The sequence below is a fragment of the Streptomyces sp. M92 genome (assembly GCF_028473745.1).
GTDB lineage: Bacteria > Actinomycetota > Actinomycetes > Streptomycetales > Streptomycetaceae > Streptomyces.
The window spans coordinates 7496411-7519519 of record NZ_CP101137.1; the positions used below are offsets into that span (position 1 = coordinate 7496411).

At 72.7% G+C, this 23109-nt stretch carries 21 protein-coding genes and 1 pseudogene; 10 read left to right on the forward strand and 12 right to left on the reverse strand.

Annotated features, from left to right (window positions below):
• Nucleotides 1-19: 19 nt before the first annotated feature.
• The 4 genes from M6G08_RS34560 to M6G08_RS34575 all read right to left on the reverse strand — a co-directional run bounded on the left by M6G08_RS34560 (nt 20) and on the right by M6G08_RS34575 (nt 3142).
• The gene (locus M6G08_RS34560; protein ID WP_272591063.1) at nt 20-274 is read right to left on the reverse strand and encodes a hypothetical protein; all 255 of its coding nucleotides are present in this window, start codon (nt 272-274) and stop codon (nt 20-22) included.
• Between the two features lie 227 nt (nt 275-501).
• A complete protein-coding gene (locus M6G08_RS34565) occupies nt 502-792 on the reverse strand; it encodes a ScoMcrA-related endonuclease (protein ID WP_272591064.1) in 291 nt (96 codons plus the stop codon).
• A 22-nt stretch (nt 793-814) separates the two neighbouring features.
• Nucleotides 815-2428, reverse strand: coding sequence for an MFS transporter (locus M6G08_RS34570; protein WP_272591516.1), 1614 nt, complete (start codon nt 2426-2428; stop codon nt 815-817).
• Nucleotides 2429-2437: 9 nt separating this feature from the next.
• Entirely contained in the window at nt 2438-3142 is a 705-nt protein-coding gene (locus tag M6G08_RS34575; RefSeq protein ID WP_272591065.1) for a TetR/AcrR family transcriptional regulator, read from the reverse strand.
• A gap of 68 nt (nt 3143-3210) precedes the next feature.
• Between M6G08_RS34575 and M6G08_RS34580 the strand changes: the two genes are divergently transcribed.
• The 3 genes from M6G08_RS34580 to M6G08_RS34590 are packed head-to-tail and all read left to right on the forward strand — an operon-like array spanning nt 3211 to nt 5536.
• Entirely contained in the window at nt 3211-4104 is an 894-nt protein-coding gene (locus M6G08_RS34580; protein ID WP_272591066.1) for a Vgb family protein, read from the forward strand.
• Entirely contained in the window at nt 4101-4838 is a 738-nt protein-coding gene (locus M6G08_RS34585) for a CatB-related O-acetyltransferase (RefSeq protein ID WP_272591067.1), read from the forward strand. Before M6G08_RS34580 ends, M6G08_RS34585 begins: the two co-directional genes overlap by 4 nt.
• Complete coding sequence (locus tag M6G08_RS34590) at nt 4835-5536, forward strand: DUF5701 family protein (protein WP_272591068.1); 702 nt, start codon at nt 4835-4837, stop codon at nt 5534-5536. The genes M6G08_RS34585 and M6G08_RS34590 overlap by 4 nt, the downstream gene beginning before the upstream one ends.
• A gap of 28 nt (nt 5537-5564) precedes the next feature.
• Here M6G08_RS34590 and M6G08_RS34595 read toward each other — a convergent pair whose 3' ends face one another.
• Nucleotides 5565-6677 (reverse strand): PP2C family protein-serine/threonine phosphatase, encoded by a 1113-nt coding sequence (locus M6G08_RS34595; protein ID WP_272591069.1) that lies wholly within the window; start codon nt 6675-6677, stop codon nt 5565-5567.
• 153 nt (nt 6678-6830) lie between these two features.
• The gene (locus tag M6G08_RS34600; protein WP_272591070.1) at nt 6831-8048 is read right to left on the reverse strand and encodes an MFS transporter; all 1218 of its coding nucleotides are present in this window, start codon (nt 8046-8048) and stop codon (nt 6831-6833) included.
• 88 nt (nt 8049-8136) lie between these two features.
• On the opposite strand from M6G08_RS34600, the pseudogene M6G08_RS34605 reads away from it, so the two are divergent.
• From M6G08_RS34605 to M6G08_RS34615, 3 genes and pseudogenes are all read left to right on the forward strand, one after another.
• Nucleotides 8137-9135: pseudogene (locus M6G08_RS34605) on the forward strand (ArsR/SmtB family transcription factor).
• Between the two features lie 9 nt (nt 9136-9144).
• Nucleotides 9145-9666, forward strand: coding sequence for a glutathione peroxidase (locus tag M6G08_RS34610; protein WP_272591071.1), 522 nt, complete (start codon nt 9145-9147; stop codon nt 9664-9666).
• Between the two features lie 56 nt (nt 9667-9722).
• On the forward strand, nt 9723-10601 hold the full coding sequence (locus M6G08_RS34615; protein WP_443048998.1) for a MerR family transcriptional regulator: 879 nt from the start codon (nt 9723-9725) through the stop codon (nt 10599-10601).
• 88 nt (nt 10602-10689) lie between these two features.
• Here the strand turns inward: M6G08_RS34615 and M6G08_RS34620 are convergent, their stop codons facing one another.
• The 3 genes from M6G08_RS34620 to M6G08_RS34630 all read right to left on the reverse strand — a co-directional run bounded on the left by M6G08_RS34620 (nt 10690) and on the right by M6G08_RS34630 (nt 13012).
• Nucleotides 10690-10881: a DUF397 domain-containing protein gene (locus M6G08_RS34620; RefSeq protein WP_272591073.1), complete on the reverse strand. Its 192-nt coding sequence runs from the start codon at nt 10879-10881 to the stop codon at nt 10690-10692.
• Nucleotides 10882-11057: 176 nt separating this feature from the next.
• Entirely contained in the window at nt 11058-11915 is an 858-nt protein-coding gene (gene relB / locus M6G08_RS34625) for a type II toxin-antitoxin system RelB family anti-toxin (protein ID WP_272591074.1), read from the reverse strand.
• Nucleotides 11916-12253: 338 nt separating this feature from the next.
• On the reverse strand, nt 12254-13012 hold the full coding sequence (locus M6G08_RS34630; RefSeq protein WP_073729459.1) for a GOLPH3/VPS74 family protein: 759 nt from the start codon (nt 13010-13012) through the stop codon (nt 12254-12256).
• A gap of 189 nt (nt 13013-13201) precedes the next feature.
• Here M6G08_RS34630 and M6G08_RS34635 point away from each other — a divergent pair, with 189 nt between their 5' ends.
• The 3 genes from M6G08_RS34635 to M6G08_RS34645 all read left to right on the forward strand — a co-directional run bounded on the left by M6G08_RS34635 (nt 13202) and on the right by M6G08_RS34645 (nt 19985).
• Nucleotides 13202-16096, forward strand: coding sequence for a D-alanyl-D-alanine carboxypeptidase (locus M6G08_RS34635; protein WP_272591075.1), 2895 nt, complete (start codon nt 13202-13204; stop codon nt 16094-16096).
• 190 nt (nt 16097-16286) lie between these two features.
• The gene (locus M6G08_RS34640) at nt 16287-18188 is read left to right on the forward strand and encodes a DUF8823 domain-containing protein (protein WP_272591076.1); all 1902 of its coding nucleotides are present in this window, start codon (nt 16287-16289) and stop codon (nt 18186-18188) included.
• Between the two features lie 213 nt (nt 18189-18401).
• Nucleotides 18402-19985, forward strand: coding sequence for a sodium:solute symporter family protein (locus M6G08_RS34645; RefSeq protein ID WP_272591077.1), 1584 nt, complete (start codon nt 18402-18404; stop codon nt 19983-19985).
• 64 nt (nt 19986-20049) lie between these two features.
• On the opposite strand, the gene M6G08_RS34650 is transcribed toward M6G08_RS34645, so the two are convergent.
• From M6G08_RS34650 to M6G08_RS34660, 3 genes are all read right to left on the reverse strand, one after another.
• On the reverse strand, nt 20050-20460 hold the full coding sequence (locus M6G08_RS34650; RefSeq protein WP_272591078.1) for a VOC family protein: 411 nt from the start codon (nt 20458-20460) through the stop codon (nt 20050-20052).
• A 65-nt stretch (nt 20461-20525) separates the two neighbouring features.
• Nucleotides 20526-21641 carry an ADP-ribosylglycohydrolase family protein gene (locus M6G08_RS34655; RefSeq protein WP_272591079.1) on the reverse strand — a complete coding sequence of 372 codons (1116 nt, stop codon included), beginning with the start codon at nt 21639-21641 and terminating at the stop codon, nt 20526-20528.
• A 74-nt stretch (nt 21642-21715) separates the two neighbouring features.
• Nucleotides 21716-22615 carry a LysR family transcriptional regulator gene (locus M6G08_RS34660; protein ID WP_272591080.1) on the reverse strand — a complete coding sequence of 300 codons (900 nt, stop codon included), beginning with the start codon at nt 22613-22615 and terminating at the stop codon, nt 21716-21718.
• A gap of 95 nt (nt 22616-22710) precedes the next feature.
• On the opposite strand from M6G08_RS34660, the gene M6G08_RS34665 reads away from it, so the two are divergent.
• Nucleotides 22711-23058, forward strand: coding sequence for a DoxX family protein (locus tag M6G08_RS34665; protein ID WP_272591081.1), 348 nt, complete (start codon nt 22711-22713; stop codon nt 23056-23058).
• Nucleotides 23059-23109: the final 51 nt, after the last annotated feature.

Sequence of the window (23109 nt, forward strand, 5' to 3'; positions counted from 1 at the left end):
AGAAGGCCACCCAGGAACGTCATGGGTGGCCTTTGCTCCCGTCGGTGGTGGACCGCGCGGCGGTGGGCCGCAGGCCACCCGTCCGCCTGCTCGCCCGGACGCCGTGTGCCGACAACGCCAGGCCGACGAGGACCATCAGACATCCGGAGAGGCCGGCCAGCCCCGCCACGGACGTCTCTGCGTCCGGATCGCCGACGCCGGCGGGGGTCGGTACGGTGCTGAGCCAGTTCACCGCTGCCTGGGCCTGGATCGCGATCAGGACACCCACGGCCATGAGCAGGGACCCCAGGGGAAGGTCGTAGGGGCGGATCGGCTTTCCTCTCGAGGACCGCGCCCAGGTGATTCCGCCTACGCATGAGATCGGGACCGTGAGAAACTGACAGACCAACACCCCCGTCAACGCGGCGAGACGCAGGTGTTCGGGTCCCTCACCTCTGGGGGCGAAGAGCAACGCCCCCGCACTGCCTGCGAGAAGGCCGATCGCCAGCGCGCGGACCGACGTCACGTGCCCGTCGCACGGATCACGACGTCGAACCCGAGGTCGCTCAACAGCTTGGCGGCGTGGTCCTTACCGCCGGAGAACTCGTCGCGGCCCAGCGGGTTCCGTCCGGGCAGGCAGCCGTGCGCCGCTCCCACGACGGCCTTCGAGTCGTACTCCTTCCCGTCGATCCTGAGCAGGTAGCTCCGCGACGGTCCGAATCCGTACCTCTCCAGGAACGCGTCCCGGCCCAGCCGGTCGTACTCCTCGACGGCCTTCAGGACCGCGGCTCGGGTGATCTCGTTCAGCGCCATGGTGGGACGGTAGCCGAAGCCGTCACCGACGCTGAGGGCGGTCCACTCCCTCCGGGGCAGGTTCGGTCTGTCCGGTCGCCCGGCCCCCCGGGTGCCGCAGCGCGCAGAAGTAGGCGACGGCCAGGGCGATGGCCATGCCGTAGAAGATCCACTGGTTGGCCTCGGCGAAGTCCATGCGGATGGCGGGCATGGCCTCCCGCATCGTCGTCTCCAGGGCGCCGTCGCCGCCGGGGGTGCGGGTGTCCGCGTTGCCGGTGATCGCCTGGGTCACGTCGCGGGCGACGGAGTGGTCCGTGCCCGGGGGAACGCCGCGGGTGCTGAGGGTTTCGGTGACCCGGTCGGTCATGGTGTGGGTGAGGATGGTGCCGAAGACGGCCAGGCCCACGCTCGCCGCGTAGTTGCGGACGGTCTGGGTGATGCCCGTGACCTCGCCGTAGGAGGCGTCGATCGAGCGGTTGACCGCGTCCGTCGAGGCCGGGGCCAGGAGGAAGCCGATGCCCGCACCGGCCAGCGCGGCGTAGGGCCACTGGTCGTGCATGGAGAGGTCGGTGAGTTTGCCCGCCCAGAGGGCGAAGCCCACGGCGCCCAGCGCGCAGCCGATCCTCATCGCCGGGCGGGCTCCCCGTTTGTCCAGGATGCGGCCGCCCCACTGGGAGGCGATCGCGAAGCCCGCGAAGAAGTAGAGGAGGTAGAGGGCGGCCTGGTTGGGGGAGGCGCTCAGGGATACCTGGGCGTAGACCGAGGCGAAGAAGAAGACCGGGACGAACGCCAGCATCGCGAAGAAGAGGACGAGCGTGTCGGTGGTGAAGCCGCGGTCGCGGAAGACCGACAGGTTGATCAGGGGGTGGCCGGGGGTGCGGAGTTCGTAGCGGACGAAGGCGTAGAGGAGGGCCAGGCCGCCCGCGATGCAGGCCCAGGTCGCCGCGCTGTCCCAACCCCACGCCGACGCCTGCTGGAAGCCGAGGACGCTCAGGCCCATGCCGGCGACGATCAGCAGGGCGCCCCGCACGTCCAGGGTCTCGTCGCGGCGGCGGTCGGGGATGCGGGCCAGGGCCGTGAGGATCAGCGCGATGATCGCCACGGGGACGTTGACCCAGAAGATCGCCCGCCAGGTCCAGGCCGTCAGCCAGCCGCCGAGCAGGGGACCCACGGCGGTGAGGGCGCCGGTGACGCCGAAGAAGAGGGCGAGGGCGCGTCCTCGGCGCTCGACGGGGAACACCGCCACGACCACGGCGAGTGCGGCCGGGAAGAGCAGGGCGGCGCCCAGGCCCTGGGTGGCGCGGAAGGCGATCAGCCAGCCGAGGGCGTGGTCGCCGGCCGGTACGCAGCCGCACAGGACCGAGGAGATGACGAAGATCAGGGTGCCCGCGACGACCACGCGGCGCGGGCCCCACAGGTCGGCCAGGCGGCCGCCGAGGGCGAAGAACGCAGCCAGGGCCAGCAGGTAGGCGTTGATCACCCACTGCATGCCCGTGGTGGAGAGGCCGAGTTCGGAGACGATGTCGGGCGCCGCGATCGACACGATGGTCTGGTCGATGAAGGTCATCGCCACTGCGAACATCATGGCCGCGAGTGCCAACGGCTGGGAGGCCGCGCGACCCGCACCGAGGCCCGAGTCGCCCCGCTTGGTGCGCATTTCGCTCACTCAGTCAGTGTGCGTCCGTTCGGGTGACGTCGCATCCGGAGCCCTCCGGCCGTAGTCCCGCAAGGCCGGTTCCAGGAGGTCGAAGGCGCGTCGCGCCTCGCCGTCCAGCACCTCCGCGATCTCCGGGTCGGCGCGGCCCGCCAGGGTCAGTTCCTGGATGCGGGTGAACAGCACGCGGTGGACTCCGCCGAGCAGGGCGGCGACCGTGCGGGGGGTGATGTCGTCGGGTCGGGCGGCGGTCGTTTCCGCCAGCGCCTCGGCCAGGGCCTCCTCCCGCCGGTCGTGCAGGCCGCGCAGGCACGACGTGAGGGTGGGACTGTCGGCGATCATGCGGGTGAAGGCCGGGCCGGCGAAGCCCGCGACGGGGTCCTGGGCGGCCACGGCGGCCAGGAAGGCGCGGCGCAGGGCGGCCAGCGGAGTCTCGTTCCCCTCGCGCGCGGTGACGGCGTCGGCCAGGGTGGCGACGAACTCGTCCTGGTGGTCGAGGGCCAGGTCCTCCTTGCGCGGGAAGTAGTTCGTCACCGTCTTCTTGGCGACGCGGGCGGCGTCGGCGATCTCGGCGATCGTCGTGTGCTCGAAGCCCTGCTCGATGAAGAGAGCGGTCGCCCGGTCGGAGATGAGCTGCCGGGTCTCGCGCTTCTTGGTCTCGCGCAGCCCGAGGGACGTCGGGTGGGGTGGTGGTGGGGGCGGGTCGATGGGATCCATCAGGAAAACTACTCTCGTCGTAATTTTATGTTGACTGCCTGTGTAGCCTCGATCTAAAGTTACTACCGATGAATGATTTCAGGGAAGTCTCCGCATCCGTACAGGAGTTAGTCGTCAGCGGCCCGGACGCCGGGCCCTACGCCCTCGCCGAAGGGCCGGACGGGGCCCTCTGGTTCACCCTCGTCCACCAGGGCGCCGTCGGCCGCCGCGACCCGGGTGACGGGACCGTCACCGTCCACCCGGCCGGGGCCGGGCCGACCCTTGTCGCGGCGGGGCCGGACGGGGCCGTGTGGTTCACCGAGTACCAGGCGCACCGCATCGGACGGATCGCACCCGACGGCTCCCGCTCCTCCTTCGCGCCGGCCACCCCTGAGGGCGGACCGTTCGGGATCGCGGCCGGGCCGGACGGGGCGATGTGGTTCACGCTGTCCGCCGCCGACCGGGTCGGCCGCGTCACCATGGACGGCGAGGTCACCGAGTACCCGGCGCCCGGCGCCTTTCCGTCCGCCATCACGGCGGGACCCGACGGGGCACTGTGGATGGCCCTCAACCAGGAGAACGCGATCGGGCGGATCACCACCGCCGGGGCCGGCACCGTCCACCCCCTGCCGACCGAGGGCGCCGCACCGGTCGGCATCGCGGCGGGGCCGGACGGCGCGCTGTGGTTCACGGAGATCGGAGCCGGGCGGATCGGCCGGATCGCCGTGGACGGTGAGATCACCGAGTACCCGCTGCCCGACCCGGCGTGCCGGCCGCACGCCGTCGCCGCCGGGCCCGACGGGGCGATGTGGTTCACCGAGTGGGGCAGCGGCCGGGTCGGGCGGATCACCCTCGACGGTCACGTCACCTCGTACGCGCTGTCCCGCACCGACTGCGAACCGCACGGCATCGCCCCGCACGACGGCGCCCTGTGGTGCGCCCTGGAAACGGGCTCCCTGGCCAGGATCGAGGTCACCGCATGACCGGCCCCGCAAGCGACGGCGTGGCCGCCCCGGACCCCGGTGTCCTGCATCCGCTCGCGCAGCATCCGAGAGTCGTCCTGCTCAAGCCGCTCGTCACCGACGAACGCATCCAGGTCGGCGACTTCACCTACTACGACGATCCCGACGACGCCACCGCCTTCGAGACCCGCAACGTGCTCTACGCGTACGGGCCGGAGAAGCTGGTCATCGGCAAGTACTGCGCGATCGCCTCCGGCACCCGCTTCCTGATGGCCGGGGCCGAGCACCCGACGATGGGCGTCTCCACCTTCCCGTTCACCATGTTCGGCGGCGCCTGGGCCGAGGCCACGCTCGACCTGGTCACCGGCATGCCCAGCCGCGGCGACACGGTCGTCGGCAACGACGTCTGGTTCGGCTACGGCGCCACCGTCATGCCCGGCGTACGCATCGGCGACGGGGCGGTCGTCGCAGCCGGCGCCGTGGTCACGGGAGACGTGGCGCCGTACACGATCGTCGGCGGCAATCCGGCGCGGCCCATCCGGGCCCGGTACGACGCCGACGACATCGCCCGGCTCCAGCGGGCCGCGTGGTGGGACTGGCCCGTCGAGCTGGTCACCCGCCACGTCCGCACGATCATGTCCGGCAGCCCCGCCGACATCGAATCCATCGCGAGCACCGCCGCGACGGAGACAACGAAGACGGAGAAGACGAAGGACACGACGGACACGACGGACACGAAGGAGAACCTCGCTTGACCGACCAGAAGAGCCTCATCCCCTCCGGCGGCGCCCCCGCCCACGACGCCGGGGCCGAGTTCGACCGGCAGGTCCGGACGCTGGACTCGCTCGGCTACCCGGCGCTCGCCGGCCGCACCCCCGAGCAGTTCGCCGAGCTGGTGGCGCCGCTGCGCGCCGCGGCCGTGGAGCGGGCGGGCGGTGCGGCGGGCGCCGCGTACGATCCGGCCGCCGACGGCCGGGTGCCGTTCGTGCTCGTCGTCACCCGCGCCCTCGCACCGGTCGAACGGACCATGCCGCTGACCACCCTGCACCGCGGCAAGCTGCCCGGCTTCGTCGACCGCAGTTTCGAGCCGGGCTCCCTGGAACGGTTCGTCGCCACCGAGGAGGCCGAGCCGCCCGGCCAGGACGGCGTCCACCTGCTGTTCGACGTGGAGCGGGGGGAGGAGTTCTGCGGGGCCGTACCGAACGACGCGATGGCCGCCGTCGCCGCACGGGGCCGCACCCTGCTCACCATCGAGGAGGGCATCGCGCTGATGACGCACGCCCCGCAGGTCCTGGTGAAGAACAAGTGCTTCTCCCTCGGCGGGTCCCGGTCCGGCGACCGGCGGGTCCCGGCGATCTGGATCAGCCAGAGGGCCCCGAAGCTCGGCTGGTGCTGGGCCGGAAACCCGCACACCTGGCTGGGCATGGCGTCCGCGGGCGCCCGCCGCGCCTGACCCGCCGCGCCGGAAGCCGCCGCTCCGTTCAGCCGACCGGATCGGCGGCGGCCGCCACGCCGGCGGCGGGTCCGGCGCCGGCGTGGCCCTGGTAGCGCAGCAACAGCATCGCGGCGTCGTCGTGGTGCGGTCCGGCCGCGTGCCGGACCAGGTCCTCGCGCAGGGCGTCCAGTGCACGGTGGACGTCGGAGTCCTTGAGGAGGTGGGCGCGCTCGGCGAGCGGGTAGAAGCCGCCCTCCTCGTCCCGGGCCTCCGTGACACCGTCGGTGTACAGGAGGAGCTGGTCGCCGGGGACGAAGGGCACCGGATAGGTCTCCGGGCCGGGACCGTCGGGGGCGGACAGGCCCAGCGGGAGGGCGTAGGCGGGCGGCTCCGGGAAGTCGGTGGTGCCGTCGGGGTGGACGACCATCGGGGCCGGGTGGCCGTAGTTGAGGAGGACGACCTGGTGGTCGTGGCCGATCTCGGCGAGGATCGCGGTCACGAACTTCTCGTCCTCCAACTCCCGGGCGACGCTGCGCTCCAGCCGCTCGCCGAGCTTGACCAGGTCCTTCTCGTCGTACGCCGCCTCCCGGAAGGCGCCGAGGACCCGCGCCGCCGTCTCCACCGCCGCCAGGCCCTTGCCCTGCACGTCGCCCACGATCACCCGGACGCCGTGCGGCGAGGCCACCACCTCGTACAGGTCGCCCCCGATACGGGCCTCGGCGAGCGCCGAGGTGTACGAGACGGCAGCGTGCAGCGGGCCCGCGGTCAGCGGCACCGGGCGCAGCAGCACCCGCTGCGCCGCCTCCGCGATCGACCGGACGCTGGCCAGCTCCGCCTCCCGGCGCGAGCGCGCCACGGCCGCCGCGATGCCGACACCGGTCACGCCCGCCACCGACACCATGGCGGTGTAGCCGCGGGGGCGGTCGAAGAGCCCGTTGTAGAGGCCGAGGCCCACGCAGAGCAGCAGCGCGGCCAGCCCGATCACCGCGGTGCGCCGCCAGCCGCCGACGAGTCCGGCGAACGCCGGCCCCAGCGACACCAGCGGCAGCAGCCCCACGTCCGGGCCGGCCGTGAGGTCGACGACGGCGACCACGGCCATGACCGCGACGGGCATCCAGGCCAGCATCGAGGAACTGGACGGCGACTTCTTCACGGTCATGACTACTCCGGTGTCGCAGCGCTCAAGAGCCGCCCTCTCCTGTTCTCAGGCGTCCCTCCCCAGTCTCTTAGCCTATGCAAGGGTCCATGCGCGCAGGAGTCACCGGGCGGTCCTTAACCCAATCGAGGCCGGGCGGCCGGACGGGCCCGGTGGTCACGCCGCTTGCGCCACCCGCCTCGGCAGCAGCCCGCCGTCCGGTCCCGCGTCCCGGCGGCTCACCACCGTCAGGGTGAGGGTCACGGCGAGGGAGGCGAGGGCCATCGCCGTCATCGCCGTCGCCGGGGAGGTGAACTGGGCCACCGTGCCCGCCAGGGACGCGGCGAGGCCCTGCGCCGTGAGCATCCCGGCGGAGTGCAGGCCGAGTGCGTGGCCGGTCAGCTCGTCCGGGGTGAGGACGACCAGGCGCTCCTGCTGCACCAGGCTCGCGCCGAAGCCGACGGAGGCCAGGGCGACCAGTACGGCCGTCACCGGTAGCGGCGGGCGCAGGAAGAGGGCGAGGTACGGGGCGGCCAGCAGCACCAGCAGGGGGATGCCGAGGCGGGGGCGCAGCCTGGGCGGCAGCAGGCGGCCGACGGTCACGTCCCCGGCCAGCATGCCCAGCGCGGCGCAGGCGAACAGGGTGCCCGCGGCGCGGGGGTCGTAGGAGACGTACAGGGACTCGCAGCCGACGACCAGTCCGTTGGGGATCCACAGGGCCAGGTAGACGTGGCGGCGCGGGCGGGCGGACCACAGGCGGGCGTTCGTGCGCCAGGTGGCGGCCGCGGAGGGGCGGCCTGCGGAGCGGGGCGGGCGGCGGGTCAGCAGGAGCGTGAGCGCGGCCGCGGCCGCGTAGAGGCCGGCCGCCAGTAGCAGGCACAGGCGCGGGGACAGCACGGTCACCAGGACTCCGCCGGCCGCGTAGCCGGCGATCTGTGTGACGCCGTGCATCATGTTGAAGAGCGAGCGTCCCGCCAGGTACCCGTCCTTGGTGAGGATCTCGTTCAGCAGGCCCCAGCGGACCCCGCCGCCGAGGGAGGCGATCAGGCCCTCGACGAGGACGACGACGAGCATCGCCCCCACCGGCAGGCCGGGCAGCGCGAGGGCGGCGGTGGCCGCGGCGAAGGCCAGCGAGAGGCCCGTCAGCGTCGCCCGCGGGGGCAGCCGGTCCGCGCCGGAGAGGAGGAAGGTGGCGCCCAGCACCTGGGCGAGCGCCGGCCCGAACATGCTGAGCGCGGAGAGCAGCGGCGAGCCGGTCGCCCGGAACACGAGCGTGCCGAGCGCCAGGCCGCTCACCGTCTGGGCGGCGACGTTGGCGGAGGAGGAGAGGAAGAGGGGGGTGAACTCGGGGGTTCGGAAGAGGTCCGTGTAGCTCTTGCGGGGCGTGTCCGGCATGCCGGGAGTCTCGGGCGGGGCGCGGGGCGGCCGTTAACGTTTCGCGTGGAGGCGAAACGTTAACGGGGAACGGCGGAACGGGGGCCGTATGGGCTGGTGGCAGGTGAACGCGGACACGCTGGCCCGCAGCCGTTTCGTCGTCTCGCCGCTCGCCGAGGCCTTCGCGTGCCTGAAGCTGCTGCACGCCGGTGTGGCCGCGCACCCCGGTGAACGGGCCTGGCTCGACACCCACCTGCCCGCGCACCGGCGCCGGCTGGCCGAGGACCCGGTGACCGCGCTGCTGGTCCGCTCGGGCGTCGGCCGGGAGTGAATCGCCGACTTCCTCACCCCCACCCCGGCCGCGGGTGAGAGCTTCGAGGAGGGCCTCGCCCGCGTCCGGGTGACCCGCCCCGACCGGGCCCGCGCCGACCTGGGCGTCTCCCTCGGGGGTCCGCTGCCCGCCGCACTGGACCGCGACGACCTGCCCGAGCGGGCCGCCGCGCTGCTCCAGGACGTCTGGGCCGAGGCGGTACGGCCGTACTGGGAGCGGCGCCGCCGGGTCCTGGAGGCCGATGTGGTCGCGCGGACCGCGCAGGTGAGCCGGGGAGGCTGGGCGGCCGTGCTGGACGCCCTGCGGCCCGGCACCCGCTGGCTGGGCGACAGCCGGCTCCAGATCAACCTGAACCCCTACCCGCCCCGCGACCTGGCCGGCGCCGAGCTGGTCCTCGTACCGGTCACTCCGCAGCGGCACGGGTGGGTGGCGTGGGAGGAACCGGAGCGGTACGCGGTGGTCTACCCGTGCGCGGGCGCCCTCGCGGACGACGGTGCCCGGCAGGTGCCGGCCGCGCTCGGCACGCTGCTCGGTCCGGCCCGCGCGGGCGTCCTGGCGCTGCTCGGCTCGCCCCTGAGCACCAGCCAGCTGGTCGCCCTGACCGGGCAGGGGCTCGGTTCGGTCGGGCGGCACCTGCGGGTGCTGCTGGACGCGGGGCTGGTGGAGCGGCGGCGGGCGGGACGGTCGGTGCTGTACTCGCGGACGGCGGCCGGGGAGGTGCTCGTCGAGGCGAGTGCGCCGCGGGCGTGCGGGCCACGTGACATCTCGCGGGGCTAGCATCCGCCCATGACGACCTCACAGAACGCGCGTGACAACGACAGCCTTCCCCTCGACGTCGAGATCGGTGCCCTCCAGGGCGGGTCCGCGGACCTCTCCCAGTACGCGGGCCGGGTGGTACTGGTGGTCAACGTGGCCTCCAAGTGCGGGCTCACCCCGCAGTACTCGGGCCTGGAGCGGCTGCACGAGCGGTATGCGGAGCGGGGGTTCACCGTGCTCGGCGTGCCCTGCAACCAGTTCATGGGCCAGGAGCCGGGCAGCGCCGACGAGATCGCCGAGTTCTGTTCGGCGACGTACGGCGTCACCTTCCCGATGACGGAGAAGGTCGAGGTCAACGGGGAGGGCCGGCATCCGCTGTACGACCGGCTGGCGGGCGTCGCGGACGGCGAGGGGCACAGCGGGGACATCCGCTGGAACTTCGAGAAGTTCCTGATCGGGCGGGACGGCAAGGTCGCCGCCCGGTTCGCGCCGCAGACCGAGCCGGAGGCGGCCGAGGTCGTGGCGGCCGTGGAGGAGCGGCTGGCGGGTTGACCTTGCCCCTGGGGCAGGCCCGAGTGTCTGCGTCACCGGGCGGAACGGCCCGCCCGGTGACGGAGGATGACGGCGTGGACGACGAACACGACGGCGACTTGCTGACCATCGGGGCGTTCGCCGCGCGGGCCCGGCTGTCGGCCAAGGCCCTGCGGCTGTACGACCGTATGGGCCTGCTGGTGCCCGACCACGTGGACGAGGTCACCGGCTACCGCTACTACCGCCCCGGCCAGATCGAACGCGCCCGGCTCGTGGCCCTGCTGCGCCGGCTGGACATGCCGCTGGCGCGGGTCGCGGAGGTGGTGCGCGCGGACGGGCCGGAGGGCGCGGGACTGCTCGACGCCTACTGGTCCGGGGTCGAGGCCCGGCTGGCCGGGCAGCGGACGCTCGCCGACTACCTCCGTGGACGCCTTTCGGGAAGGAGTTCCGGGATGGACGGGAAGTTCGTGGTCGAGACGGTGGACGTGTCCGGACGGGTGGTGATCAGCGAGACCCGGCACACCCTGGCGGACGAGCTGCCGGCCTGGATCGGCGCGTCGCTGGAGCGGCTGGAGGAGGCGGCGCGGGGCTGCGGGGGTGTGACGGCGGCGCCGTTCGTCGTGTACCACTCCGAGGTGTCGGAGGAGAGTGACGGCCCGGCGGAGACGTGCGTGCCGGTCGCCGACGAGGCGGCGGCCCGGGCGTGGTGCGAGGAGCGGGGGCGGGCCTGGCAGACGCGGGTGCGGGTGGAGCCGGCCCAGCGGCTGGCCTACACCCGGATCACCAAGGCGCAGGTGGCCTATCCGCAGATCCTGGCCGCGTTCGCGGCGGTGGAGGAGTGGATCGCGGCCCAGGGGCTGACGGTGGCGGGGCCGTGCCGTGAGGTGTACTTCGCCGACTGGGAGGCGGCGGGTCCCGGGGACCCGGTGTGCGACATCGCGTTCCCCGTGAGCTGAGCCGGACTGAACAGAGCCCTCTCGGCAAGGTCGGCGAACTGGTCGAGAGGGCTCCGTCGGCTGTGCTGCCGGTTGGTGCGTGGAGCCGTTACTCCTTGACCGAGGTGACGAAGGCGTTCCACGCGTCGGCGGGGAAGGCCAGCGTCGGCCCCCCGGGAACCTTGGAGTCACGGACGGCGAGTGCCGCCACGACCGGCGACTTGACCTCGACGCACGCGCCGTTGCCCCCGGAGTAGGAGGACTTGATCCACGATTCCTGGGTGCCCTGGAGAATTGCCATGTCTGCTCCGATGGTGAGTCGCTGAGTGTGGTTCACGCCAATGACGCTTGATCTTTGGCGTGATCGACGCTACTCGCTGACTTCGCCGTACGGAGCAGCCATTCACCCGACCGGGTGGCATATTCCAGGTGACTCTTCCTGTACCGCGTACCAGGGCTGTACCATCCGCCACCGCGTCAGCGGGCGTACTCCTTCGCCACGTCCTCGATGCGCCGCCGCGACTCGTCCACGTTCAGGGCCTGCGCCCGCAAGTGCTCGTACATCACCGTGTACTTCTGCACGTCCGGGGCCTTCTCCAGGTACAGGTCGCTGGTGACGCCCTCGATGTAGACGACGCTGGAGTCGGCGGTGTCGGCGAACTCCAGGATCGAGTACTGGCCGTTGATGCCCGGGTGTCCCCCGACGTCGAACGGCAGCACCTGCACGGTGATGTGCGGCAGCTGCGACATCTCGGCGACGTGCTCCAGCTGCTCGCGCATCACCTGCTTGCTGCCCACCACCCGGCGCAGGCAGGCCTCGTCGAGGACCACCCACAGCCGCAGTGGGTTGGTCTCCGCCGTGACGCGCTCCTGACGCCGTATCCGGACCTGGACGCGTTTCTCCACGTCGGCGACCGGCGTCTCGGGCAGGGCGCCCTGGATCAGCGCCTCGGCGTAGGACCGGGTCTGGAGCAGACCGGTGATGATCTGGGGTTCGTAGGTCCGCAGCGACTCGGCGTCGGTCTCCAGGCCGATGTAGACGCTGTACGGGATGTCGCCGAAGGCGTGCCACCAGCCCTGCTGGCGGGAGTCCTTCGCCATCTCCATCAGCGAGTCGACCATCCGCTGGTCCTCGACCTCGTACACCCCGCACAGGTCGCGGACGTCGCGCTGGCTGATGCTGCGCCGGCCGTTCTCCAGGCGGCTGATCTTCGACTGCGAGACCAGCAGCCGCTCCGCCACCTCCTCGGCCGTCATGCCCTTGAGCTCACGGAGCCTGCGCAGCTCCTGGCCCAGCCGGCGCCGCCTGACGGTGGGATTGACATTGGACGCCACGGGACGTGCACCTCCGGCTGCGTGACTCATAGCTGCCACTTTGCGTATCTGCTGCTGAGCAGACTGCCACCAAGGTGCTTCGCACCGCTGGGAAACGGTCGATATGCGCCGCGTACACGCCGGTTCCGGGCGCCACCCGCACACATGGCCGCCATATGGCCGCGCGGGGCGGCGGAACCTTTCCGCTGTCCGGCTGCGCGCGGACGTGCGGTCGGTCCCACCGCCCCGCGCGGACCTGCGGCTCCCGTGACCGGGCTCGGGGACTGGTGGTGCGGCGGTGCGGTGATGCGGTCGTGCGGTGATGCGGTCGTGCGGTGATGCGGTGGGGCTCGTGCGGCTCAGTGGGCCGCCGCGCGGGCCATGGATCCGTGGCGTGGCTGCGCCGGAACACCGCGGGCGGGTTCCGGGGCCGTCCTGGCGCCCGGTCCCGCGGCCTGGCGGCCGGCCGGTGCCGGGCTGCGGCGTGGCTGGGCCGCCGCGCCGTTCTGGACGTCCATCACCGCGTGCGCCACCAGGCCGCCCATGGGGTCGTGCCTGATGAGGTCCCGCAGCCGGGACCGTGACGAACGCCCTTCGTTGCCCGGGTAGAGGTGCTTGCCGAGACCGACCGCGTGGGCCAGCGCGGCGAGCGCCGCGGTCCGCGGGTCCGGCGGTACGCCGGTGCGGATCGCCGAGTCCAGCCGGGCCTTGATCTCCCTGCTGATCGCCGTGTCCGTCGCCTGGTAGCGAGTCGTCGGCAGCACCCCGCACATCTGGCCCTCCACGGCATGCACCATGCCGCATCGCTCCAGATGCGAGAGGTAGGTCTGGCGCAGCCCCAGGCGGGGCCCGCCGATCCAGTTGACCGCCCGTACGGGGGCGCCGCGCCTTCGCAGCAACTCCAACGCGCAGTCCAGTGTTGGATCTCCTGTCGGCCGTGGGGCCACCACGGCGATACGATCCCCGTCTGGGGCTATACGTCCGGCCAGCGCCAGCTCCACCAGCTGCGCTCCGGCCAGACCGAGGTCGAGCGACTGCGGCTGCGCGGTGGTACCCGTGGTCGGGTCCAACGCCAGCAGCAGAAGCTCCTCCGGAAGTGTTCTGCGGCTCCTGCCCATCCATGCCTCCCCGCGTGGATGACAGACAGGGTGACCCCTCTCACATTGGTCTGTCGAGGGTGCGTGACCGCTTCGTAGTGGAACCAGTAGGTATGTCGTTCTCGTCTACCGCGTGGGTTCCACCCGTACACAGGACACTGGTACATGGTTCCGGTACGGGTTCGGTAGCGCACACGAGGCGTGCGGCGCATGGAGGAGGCATCGGTGGCGGGCGAGTCCCCCGACAGGTCGAAGCAGCACGGGTCGTCGGAAGAACCGACGTCGGGGAGCGCGGGTCCGGTTCCCGAAGCCAGGACCGGGGCGAGCGAGACGCGTGATCCGCGGCTGTCGGTGGTGCGGGAGGACGCGAAGCCTTCGGCGTCCGCCGGGTCCGGGGAGTCGCGCGGCGGGGTCGACACGGCCACCCGGGTGCTGTCGGTCCGCGACACGCAGGACGGCGACGCGGCGAGCACCGGGGGCGGTTCCTCCGAGGAGTCCGGCGACTCCGCTACGTCCGGGAGCGCCGGGTCCTCCACCGCGGCCGAGGACTCCGACGCCGCCGAGGACGAGCCCGCGGGTCCCGCCGCCGCGAGCGACGGACGGCTCAGGGACGCCGTCGCGGCGTGGGTGGCGACCGCCGAGGAACGGGCCGCCGCGAACGCACGGCACGGGGACGCGGAGGGCGACGACGAGGACCCGCCCGGCGCGGGGGCCGCCGGGGGCGTCAGGGCTGACGCCGACGAGGCCCCGGACAGGTCCGGCCGCACGGCTGCGGACGCCGGCACCCCCCGGGGCACCGGCGCGCTCACCACCGCCGGGCAGAAGACCGACGGCGAGAACGGCACGCCCGGCGACGACAAGACCGCCGCCAGCGGCGGGCGGGACACCGCCGCCGCCACGCACGCCGACACCCCCCGGGACACCGACGCACTCACCACCGCCGGGCAGAAGACCGACGGCGAGAACGGCACGCCCGGCGACGACAAGACCGCCGCCAGCGGCGGGCGGGACACCGCCGCCGCCACGCACTCCGACACCCCCCGGGACACCGACGCACTCACCACCGCCGGACAGAAGACCGACGGCGAAACGCCTGCAGGCGAGCGCGCTGTCTCGGACGCCGACGAGGCACCGGACGGTGGCGCGGTCGCGGACGCCGGTGCGGGCTCCGAGGCGCCGCGGGACGGGGCGAAGCCCGCGGTCGGCGCTGGTGCCACGGCGGACGACGAGCCGGCCCCCGAGAACGACGCCGCCCGCCCCGCCGACGGCGAGAGCAGCCAGGGGACCCACTCGGACGGTGCCGCCCCCCGGGACACCGGCGCGCTCACCACGGCCAGGCAGGAGACCGACGGCGAGACCGCCGCCGCCACGGACGCCGACGAGGCCCTGGATGGGTCAGGCGGCACGGCTGCGGGCGCGCTCACCACCGCCGGACAGGAGACCGACGGCGAGACGTCCGCAGGCGGGCGCGCCGCCTCGGACGCCGACGGGAAGCCCGGCGACGGCGCGACGCCCGCGGTCGGCGCAAAGCCGGACGGTGACGGTGAGGCCGCCGGCAAGGCGGCCGGTGGGGATCAGCCCACCGCCGTCTTCAAGGCGCCGCGGCCCCCCGCGCGCGAGGTCGACCAGCCGACGACCATGCTGAGGCTCGGCGGGAGCGCCGAGAGCGACGCCGAGCGGACCAGCAAGTTCGTGGCCCTCCGGCAGCCGGACGACCCGGCGACCCGCAAGCCCCCGCAGAGCGCGCCGCAGTCTCCCCGTACCGGAACCACCACGGCCGTACCGCAGGTCGGGCCGGAGCGGACCACGCAGCAGCCGCTGCCGCCGAAGCCTCCGCTGGACCTGCTGGCGGAGCTGACGAACACCCCGCCGCCACCGGAGACCCCGCTGCGCACGACGGTGCGCCGGGTCAAGATCTGGACGCCGCTGGTCCTGCTCCTGGTGGTCATCCTCGGCGTGGTGCAGTCCATGCGCCCGCTGCCCGCGCCGGAGCTGGACCTCACGGCGCAGGAGAGCTTCACCTTCGAGGGCGGCAAGCCCGAGATCCCGTGGCCGTCCAGCGGGCAGGCGGCGCTGGACGTGCAGGGCATCGGCACCTTCGGCTCGTCCGGCGAGCAGAAGCCCGTGCCGATCGCGAGTGTCGCCAAGGTCATGACCGCGTACGTCATCCTGCGCGACCACCCGCTCAAGAGCGGCGCCGACGGCCCGATGATCGAGATCGACCAGGCGGCCGAGGAGCAGTCGGACGCCGGCGACGAGTCGACCGTGCAGGTGTACGCGGGCGACAAGATCTCCCAGCGCGAGGCCCTGGACGCCATCCTCATCGCGTCCGCGAACAACGTGGCGCGGCTGCTCGCCCGCTGGGACGCCGGGTCGGAGAAGGCGTTCGTGGAGAAGATGAACGCCGCCGCGAAGGATCTCGGCATGACCAACACCACGTACACCGATCCGTCGGGTCTGAACAACACGACGGTGAGCACGGCCGTGGACCAGGTGAAGCTGGCCAAGGCGGCGATGGAGTCGGTCGCCTTCCGCGAGGTGGCCCAGAAGATGTCGTACAACGACTACAAGGGCGTCAACCACTCCAACTGGAACCATCTGGTCGGGCACAACGGCGTCGTCGGCATCAAGACGGGCACCACCACCTCCGCGCTCGGCAACCTCGTCTTCGCGGCGAAGAAGGAGGTCGGCGGCGAGACCCGGACCATCGTCGGGGCCGTGGTGCGCCAGCCGGCGACCGCGGACAAGGGCATCCTCGCCGCCGCGCTCGACTCCAGCGACAAGCTGATCCGGGCCGCGCAGGACGTCCTGGAGTCGTCGACGATCCTGAAGAAGGGGGACGTCGTCGGCTACGTCGACGACGGCCTCGGCGGCCGGACGCCGGTCGTCGCCACCGAGGACGTCAAGGCCGTCGGCTGGCCGGGTCTGACCGTGAAGCTGACGTTCGAGGCGGACGAGGTGCCGCACACGGCCGCCGCCGGCACGAAGGTCGGCACCCTGACCGTGGGCGACGGCGACGCGGCGGGCGCGGTGAAGGTTCCCGTCGCCCTCCAGAAGGATCTCGTGGAGCCCGCCTTCACGGACAAGCTGACCCGGCTGGGCTGACGGCCCGCCCACCCGGGCGGTAGCGATGTGACGCCCCCGCGGCCGCCCGGCCGCGGGGGTGTTCCCTTTCCACAGGGGAACAAGCCACGGTGCGGGCGTGCGTGCTAGCGTCACGAAACGGGGCAGGTCGCCGGTCGCGGGAACGGGACCCGGCCGATATCAGAAGACGGGACACGGGGAGTGCCTTCAGGTGGCCACTGCGGAGCCGACACGCGCCGACGACGCCGATCCGGGCCCGGGAGCCGGCCCGCGACCACGCGTACCCGCGCCCCGCGCGGACGGCGGTCGTGGCGCGGACCGTGCCGGTGCCGATGACGGTGGCAGTGGCGGTGACGGGCGTCGCGAGCCGGAAGCGCCGTCCGCGGTGAAGGCGGCGTTCCTCGCCCTGCGCGAGCGCATGCTGCGCCACCCCGTGCTGTCCGTCACCGCCCTCGCCGGGGTACTCCACATCGCCTGGTTCTTCACGTTCGCGAACAGTGGTGGCGACCTCGCGGCGCAGGACGCGTGGGCGGAGTTCGTCGGCCGGCACCCGGCCTCGGCGTACAACCTCGCCTGGTACGGCGGTATGCACCCGGTGTCGTACAGCGTGGTCTCGCCGTACCTGATGTCGGTGCTCGGCGTGCGCACGACGATGATGATCGCCGGGACGCTGTCGGCCGGGCTGCTGACGATGGTCCTGATCCGCAGCCGGGTGGTCCGCAATCCGCTGTGGGCGTCGCTGGCGGGCCTGTTCGGGCTGATGGGCAACGCCGCGTCGGGCCGGGTGACGTTCGGGCTGGGCATGATGTTCGGGCTGGGCGCGGTCGCCGCGGTGTTCTGCTGGCCGCACCGCTGGCGGGACAAGCGCTGGGCGAAGGGGCTGTGCGCGGCTCCGCTGGCCGCGCTGTCCACCATGGCGTCCCCGGTCGCGGGCCTCTTCGTGGGCCTGGTGGCGGTCGCCCTGTTCCTGCAGAAGCGCCGTCCGGGCGCCTGGTCGCTGGGGCTGGCGCCGGCCGCGGTCGTGGCGCTGTCGGCCGTGCTGTTCCCCTTCTCCGGCACCCAGCCGATGGCCTTCGGCTCGGCGGTCCTGCCGGTCCTGTTCGCGGGGCTGGTGTACTGGTTCGTGCCGAGCACCTGGACCACGGTGCGGATCACGTCCGCGGTCTACGGCCTGTCCGTGCTGCTGGTCTGGCTGATCAGCTCCCAGATCGGCTCCAACATCACGCGCCTGGCGATGCTCTTCGCCGGGGTGGCGCTGGTGGCCGCGCTGCCGTTCACGGTGCCGAAGTCCCGCAAGTGGTACGCGCTCGTGGTCTCGCTCGCCGGCTTCGCCGGCTGGATCGGCTTCAAGTCGGCCGACGACGTAATCCACACCCAGCCGACCGCGTCCTGGGCGCGCGAGCTGGCGCCGCTCCTCAACGAGCTGCAGGAGGTCGGCGCGGAGAAGGGCCGGGTGGAGGCCGTGCCCGCGCGTTCCCACCGGGAGGCCTCGGCGCTCGCGCCGTACGTGAACCTGGCCCGCGGCTGGACCCGCCAGGCCGACATGGAGCGCAACCCGCTCTTCTACGACGACACGCTCAACTCGGCGAACTACCACGAGTGGCTCAAGCGCTGGGCCGTGCACTACGTGGTGCTGCCCAAGGGCGAGCCGGACGGCGACGGCGGCAAGCGCGAGCGGGAGCTGCTGCAACGGGGCCTGCCGTATCTGAAGCAGGTCTGGGGCGACGCCAACTGGCAGCTGTTCCAGGTGCTCGACCCGACGCCGCTGGCCGAGCCCAACGCCGTCGTCCAGAGCGCCGGACAGGACAAGTGGACGATCGACGTGACGGAACCGGGCCGCATCCTGATCCGGATGCCGTACTCGCCGTGGCTGAGCCTCGTCGACGACGAGGGCAACAAGCTGGAGCCGCCCCAGGAGACCGAGGCCTCCAAGAACGCTCCGGAGGGCACGCCGAAGACGTACGACAACGTCAACGGCTGTCTGACGGAGACGGAGGAGACCGCCGAGGGTGACAAGTGGACGACGTTGGTCGCACCCGAAGCGGGCACCTACCGGCTGGCTTCGCCGTACGGGCTCAAGCGCGGCACGCCCTGCCCCGACGAGCTGGAGTAGCCCGCCGCACTCACCGGCGTTGTTCATGTAGATGAACCGAGGTCAGCTAGGCGAACCTTTTTACTCGCTCTTGACCTTCCCCTTCCTTGTCGTGCCCGCGTCGTCGCACCCACGATGAGCGGGCACTTCGCGGCCTGCCACGCCCCTACCCCGCTCGTGCGAAGTGCCAACCGGCTGAGCGGAGTTCACAAGGCGGACCCCGGAAGGGGGCACATGAACGGTCTCGACTGGTCCGTGCTCATCGGCTACTTCGCCGTGATGGTGGCGATCGGCGTCTGGTCGCACAAACGCGTGGACAACGTCAGCGACTTCTTCACGGCCGGCGGCAAGATGCCCTGGTGGCTCTCCGGCATCTCGCACCACATGTCGGGCTACAGCGCGGTGATGTTCACCGGGTACGCGGGCATCGCCTACACCTACGGCGTGACGTCGTTCGTGACGTGGTCCTTCCCGATCGCCCTCGGCATCGCCATCGGCGCCACCCTGTTCGCGCCGCGCATCAACCGGCTGCGGTCCCGGCTGCACGTGGCCTCCCCCCTGGAGTACCTGAAGAACCGGTACAACCTGCCCACCCAGCAGGCCCTGGCCTGGTCCGGGATGCTGCTGAAGATCGTGGACGTGGCCGCGAAGTGGGCGGCCATCGCCACCCTGCTGTCGGTCTTCACCGGCATCACCCTCAACCAGGGCATCCTGATCACCGGCGTCGTCACGGGCGTCTACTGCACGATCGGCGGCCTGTGGGCGGACGCGCTGACCGAGCTGGGCCAGTTCGTCATCCAGCTGCTGGCCGGCGTCGCGATGTTCGTCGCCGTCGTCGTGAGGCTCGACGACCACGGCGGCTTCTTCGGTGTCTGGGACCAGCCCGAACTCCAGGGCCACGCCGAACCGCTGGTCGGTCCCTACGGGGCGGTCTTCCTGCTCGCCTACCTCTTCATCAAGCTCTTCGAGTACAACGGCGGCATGCTCAACCAGGCCCAGCGCTACATGGCCACGAGCAACGCCCGCGAGGCCACCCGCTCCGCGCGGCTGTCGGCGGTGCTGTGGCTGGTCTGGCCGCTGGTGCTGTTCTTCCCGATGTGGATGTCGCCGCTGCTGGTGGAGTCGCACAAGCCCGACGGCTCCGACTCGTACGCCCTGATGACCGAGCAGCTGCTGCCGCACGGGCTGCTGGGCCTGGTCATCGTCGGCTTCTTCTCGCACACCATGGCCATGTGCTCCTCGGACGCCAACGCCATCGCCGCCGTCTTCACCCGTGACGTGGCGCCGGTGCTGTCGGCGCGGGCGCGGGCCTGGGGCACCCGGTCCGGGCTGCTGGCGGCCCGCCTGACCACGGTGGTCTTCCTCGGGCTGTCCATGGCGGTGGCCACGCAGGTCGACTCGCCGACGTTCAAGGACATCATCACCGTCGTCATCAAGTGGGTGGCGGGGCTGATGGGCCCGATCGCGATCCCGATGATGCTCGGTCTGCTGCGGCCCTTCCGCCGCTCCGGTCCGACCGCGGCGCTCACCAGCTGGGCGGCCGGTCTGCTCGCCTTCTGGCTGGTCAACTACCCGATCCACTGGAGCGTGGAGGGCGGGGTGCCGCTGGAGTACCAGGTGTCGATCCCGCTGGCCGTGTCGCTGGTCCTGTACGTCCTGATCGGCTACCTCAAGCCGGAGGACACCCCGGAACGGCTCGCGATCATCGAGAAGGTCAACACCGACGGCGACGACGACGCCTCGGGCGCGGCGGCCGCGATCCCGGCGCCGGCGGGCGGCGCGGGCGAGTCGGTGGCGCGCTCCCGGGTGGGTGACTAGGGGCCTTCGGCTTTCCGATGCGGACGGTGTCCCGGTTCGGTCGCGGCCGGGGCACCGTCCGGGCTCAGCGCAGTTCCTGGATGCGGATCTGGTTGCCGGCCGGGTCGCGGAAGGCGCAGTCGCGGACGCCGTACGGCTGCTCGGTCGGCTCCTGGACGATCTCGGCGTCGTGACTCCGCACCTTCTCGAAGGTGCCGTCGAGGTCCTCGGTGGCGAGCAGGATCCACCCGTAGGTGCCCTTGGCCATCATCTCGGTGATGGTGCGGCGCTCGGCGTCGGTGATACCGGGGTCGACGGCCGGCGGCGCCAGGAGCAGGGAGACGTCGGGCTGGTCGGCGGGACCGACCGTGATCCAGCGCATGTTGCCCTGTCCGACGTCCTTGCGCACCTCGAAGCCGAGGGCGTCCCGGTAGAAGGTGACCGCCGCGTCCGGGTCGTCGTGCGGGAGGACGGTGGTGTGGATGCTGAGGTTCATGACCGTCACGCTAGCGGCGGCCGGCGGCCGGTGCTTCTCGGTTCCCGGCCCGTCCGCCGCCGCGTTCAGCCGCGCGGGTAGCGCGCCAGCCACGCCGGGGACGACCCCGCCGGGCCGTGCAGGGCGGGGCCCTGGGTCATCTCCATGGCGAAGTCGTCGGCCAGTTCCAGCATGGTCGGGCGGCCCTCCAGCTCGGCCAGCCAGGCGGGCGGGAGCGCCGTCTCGCCGTGCAGGGCGCCGAGCAGCCCGCCGGTCAGGGCACCGGCCGCCGCGGAGGGACCGCCGTGGTTGACGGCGAGCCGCAGCCCGTGCCGTACGTCCTCCCCGACGAGGGAGCAGTACACGGCGGCCGCGACGAGGCCTTCCGCGGCCCCCTCGCCGATCAGTTCGGTCACCCGCTCCGCCGTCGGCAGCCCTTGCCGGACCGCGCCCAGCGCGTGCTGGAGGGCGGTCGCGACCGGCTCGTGTCCGGGCCGGGCGGCGAGCAGGGCGAGCGCCCGCTGCACCGCCGCGTCCAGGCTGTCGCCCCGCGCCAGCCCGTGCACGATCACGGCGTACGCGCCCGCCGCCAGGTAGCCGACCGGGTGGCCGTGGGTCTGCGCCGCGCATTCCACGGCGAGCTGGTCGACCAGTTGCGGCTCCCAGCCGACCAGCAGTCCGAACGGCGCCGATCGGGCGGCGGCCTCCGCACCGCGCTCACCCGGGTTCTTCGGCGCCTGGGGCGTGCCCATCGTCTCGTCGCCGAGTCCGAGCAGCAGGGCCCGGGGCGCGTCCCGGCGGGCGTACAGCCACTCCTCGCGGGCCAGCCAGCCGTCCTCCTTGCGTCGCAGGTCAGGGCCCCAGTCGCGCTGGGTGGCGGCCCAGCGCCGGTACGCCCGGTGCAGGTCGGTCGGCGGGTGCCAGGCGCCGGTGTCCCGGCGTACCTGGGCGCGGATCAGCCCGTCCACGGAGAACAGGGTGAGCTGGGTGAGGTGGGTGACCGCGCCGCGCCGGCCGTGGGCGGGGGCCGGGTCGGTCAGGCCCTCCGCGCCGTGCTCCTGGCGGATGCCGTCGAGGTCCAGCCCGTCGACGGGGGCGCCGAAGGCGTCGCCGACGGCCACGCCGAGCAGTGTCCCGCGCACTCGGCTGCGGAAGTCCTGCTGTTCGGCACGTCCCCAGACGGCACCGGTTGTCGCGCCCACCCGGGCCTCCCTTCGGCACCGACACGGTCCGTACGTACGACGTCCAGCACTGTATTCGAACGAGGGCGGTCGGTTCAGGGCCGGGCGCCGTGTGCTTCGCGGCAGCAGCGGACGAAGTCCTGGACGACGGGATCGTCGTCGGCGGCGGGTGCCCAGGCGACCGCGACCTCGCTGGGGCCGACTCCGGTGACGGGGCGGTAGACGACGCCGGGACGGGTGTAGAAGCGGGCGGCGGACTCGGGTGCGAGGGCGACGCCGTAGCCGTTGGCGATCGCGGTGAGCCAGTCGTCCGGGTGCTCGGTGACGGCGCCGACGCGGGCGGGCCGGCCGTCGCGCTCGTCGGCGGCCAGCCAGTACTCCCGCCAGCGGCCGGTCTCGGGCGGGGCGGCCACGAATGGTTCGTGGCGCAGTTCGTGGAAGCCGATCGTCTCGCGGTCCGCCAGGGGGTGGGTCTCGGCCAGTGCGACGCAGCGCGGTTCGCTGAACAGCGGCAGCACCCGCAGTGCCTCCTGGCCGGGGAACGGCAGGCGCACCAGGGCGACGTCGACGTCCGAGTCGGCGAGTCCGGCGGACGGGTTCGACCAGGCGGCCTGCCGCATCTCGGCCCGCCAGCCCGGGCGGCGCCGGGAGAACTCGGCGATGATCGGCTGCGTCGCCTCGTTGGCGGCGCTGGCGAGGAAGCCGACCCGCAGGACGCGGGCCGCCCGGCTCGCCACGGCCCTGGTCTCCCGCAGCGCCGCCTCCCACCCGGCCAGCAGGGCGGGGACCCGTTCCGCCAGCGCCCGGCCCGGCCCGGTGAGCGTCATGCCGTTCCGCGAGCGGGTGAACAGGTCCGTGCCCAGCAGGGTCTCCAACTGCCGGATCTGCTTGGTCAGCGCGGGCTGGGACACGTACAGCCGCTGGGCGGCCCGGGTGACGCTGCCTTCCTCCGCCACGGCCGCGAAGTACCGCAGCAGACGCGTGTCGACATCCATGCCGCCAGGTTATGGGTGCGGGTATTGGACGGCGCGGGAGGGCGGCGACGAGGCTGGCCGCAAGGGGTTCGAGGGAGCCGCCGGAAGGAGCATCCGTGTACACCGCCTACGTGATCGTCACCGTCGTCGCGATCACCGCCGATGCCGGGATCGCCGTCGCGGACCTGATGCGGGCCCGGTTCGTCCTCGCCAACTCGGCCGAGGTGGCGGTCCCCGAGTCGTGGCTGCCGGGGCTCGCGGTGCTCAAGGCCGCCGGAGCCGCCGGACTCCTCGCCGGCCTCCTGGGCTTCCGGCTCCTGGGCATCGCCGCCGCGGCCGGCCTGGTCCTCTTCTTCGTCGGCGCGGTCGCCGCGCACGTCCGCGCGGGGGTCTTCCACAACATCGCGTTCCCCGCCGGGTACCTGGCTCTGAACGCGGCCGCGCTCGTCCTGGTGGCCGGGTGAGCGGAAAAGCGTGAGCACTTGGGCCGGATCTGTCCTCTAGGCGCTCATATG

Coding starts and splice junctions, on each gene's coding strand:
- M6G08_RS34575 (WP_272591065.1), bottom strand. CDS start 3,142: ATGGATCCCATCGACCCGCCCCCACCACCACCCCACCCGACGTCCCTC.
- M6G08_RS34660 (WP_272591080.1), bottom strand. CDS start 22,615: ATGGATGTCGACACGCGTCTGCTGCGGTACTTCGCGGCCGTGGCGGAG.
- M6G08_RS34570 (WP_272591516.1), bottom strand. CDS start 2,428: ATGCGCACCAAGCGGGGCGACTCGGGCCTCGGTGCGGGTCGCGCGGCC.
- M6G08_RS34630 (WP_073729459.1), bottom strand. CDS start 13,012: ATGGGCAGGAGCCGCAGAACACTTCCGGAGGAGCTTCTGCTGCTGGCG.
- M6G08_RS34610 (WP_272591071.1), top strand. CDS start 9,145: ATGACGACCTCACAGAACGCGCGTGACAACGACAGCCTTCCCCTCGAC.
- M6G08_RS34595 (WP_272591069.1), bottom strand. CDS start 6,677: ATGACCGTGAAGAAGTCGCCGTCCAGTTCCTCGATGCTGGCCTGGATG.
- M6G08_RS34560 (WP_272591063.1), bottom strand. CDS start 274: ATGGCCGTGGGTGTCCTGATCGCGATCCAGGCCCAGGCAGCGGTGAAC.
- M6G08_RS34580 (WP_272591066.1), top strand. CDS start 3,211: ATGAATGATTTCAGGGAAGTCTCCGCATCCGTACAGGAGTTAGTCGTC.
- M6G08_RS34635 (WP_272591075.1), top strand. CDS start 13,202: ATGGAGGAGGCATCGGTGGCGGGCGAGTCCCCCGACAGGTCGAAGCAG.
- M6G08_RS34585 (WP_272591067.1), top strand. CDS start 4,101: ATGACCGGCCCCGCAAGCGACGGCGTGGCCGCCCCGGACCCCGGTGTC.
- M6G08_RS34620 (WP_272591073.1), bottom strand. CDS start 10,881: ATGGCAATTCTCCAGGGCACCCAGGAATCGTGGATCAAGTCCTCCTAC.
- M6G08_RS34565 (WP_272591064.1), bottom strand. CDS start 792: ATGGCGCTGAACGAGATCACCCGAGCCGCGGTCCTGAAGGCCGTCGAG.
- M6G08_RS34600 (WP_272591070.1), bottom strand. CDS start 8,048: ATGCCGGACACGCCCCGCAAGAGCTACACGGACCTCTTCCGAACCCCC.
- M6G08_RS34645 (WP_272591077.1), top strand. CDS start 18,402: ATGAACGGTCTCGACTGGTCCGTGCTCATCGGCTACTTCGCCGTGATG.
- M6G08_RS34650 (WP_272591078.1), bottom strand. CDS start 20,460: ATGAACCTCAGCATCCACACCACCGTCCTCCCGCACGACGACCCGGAC.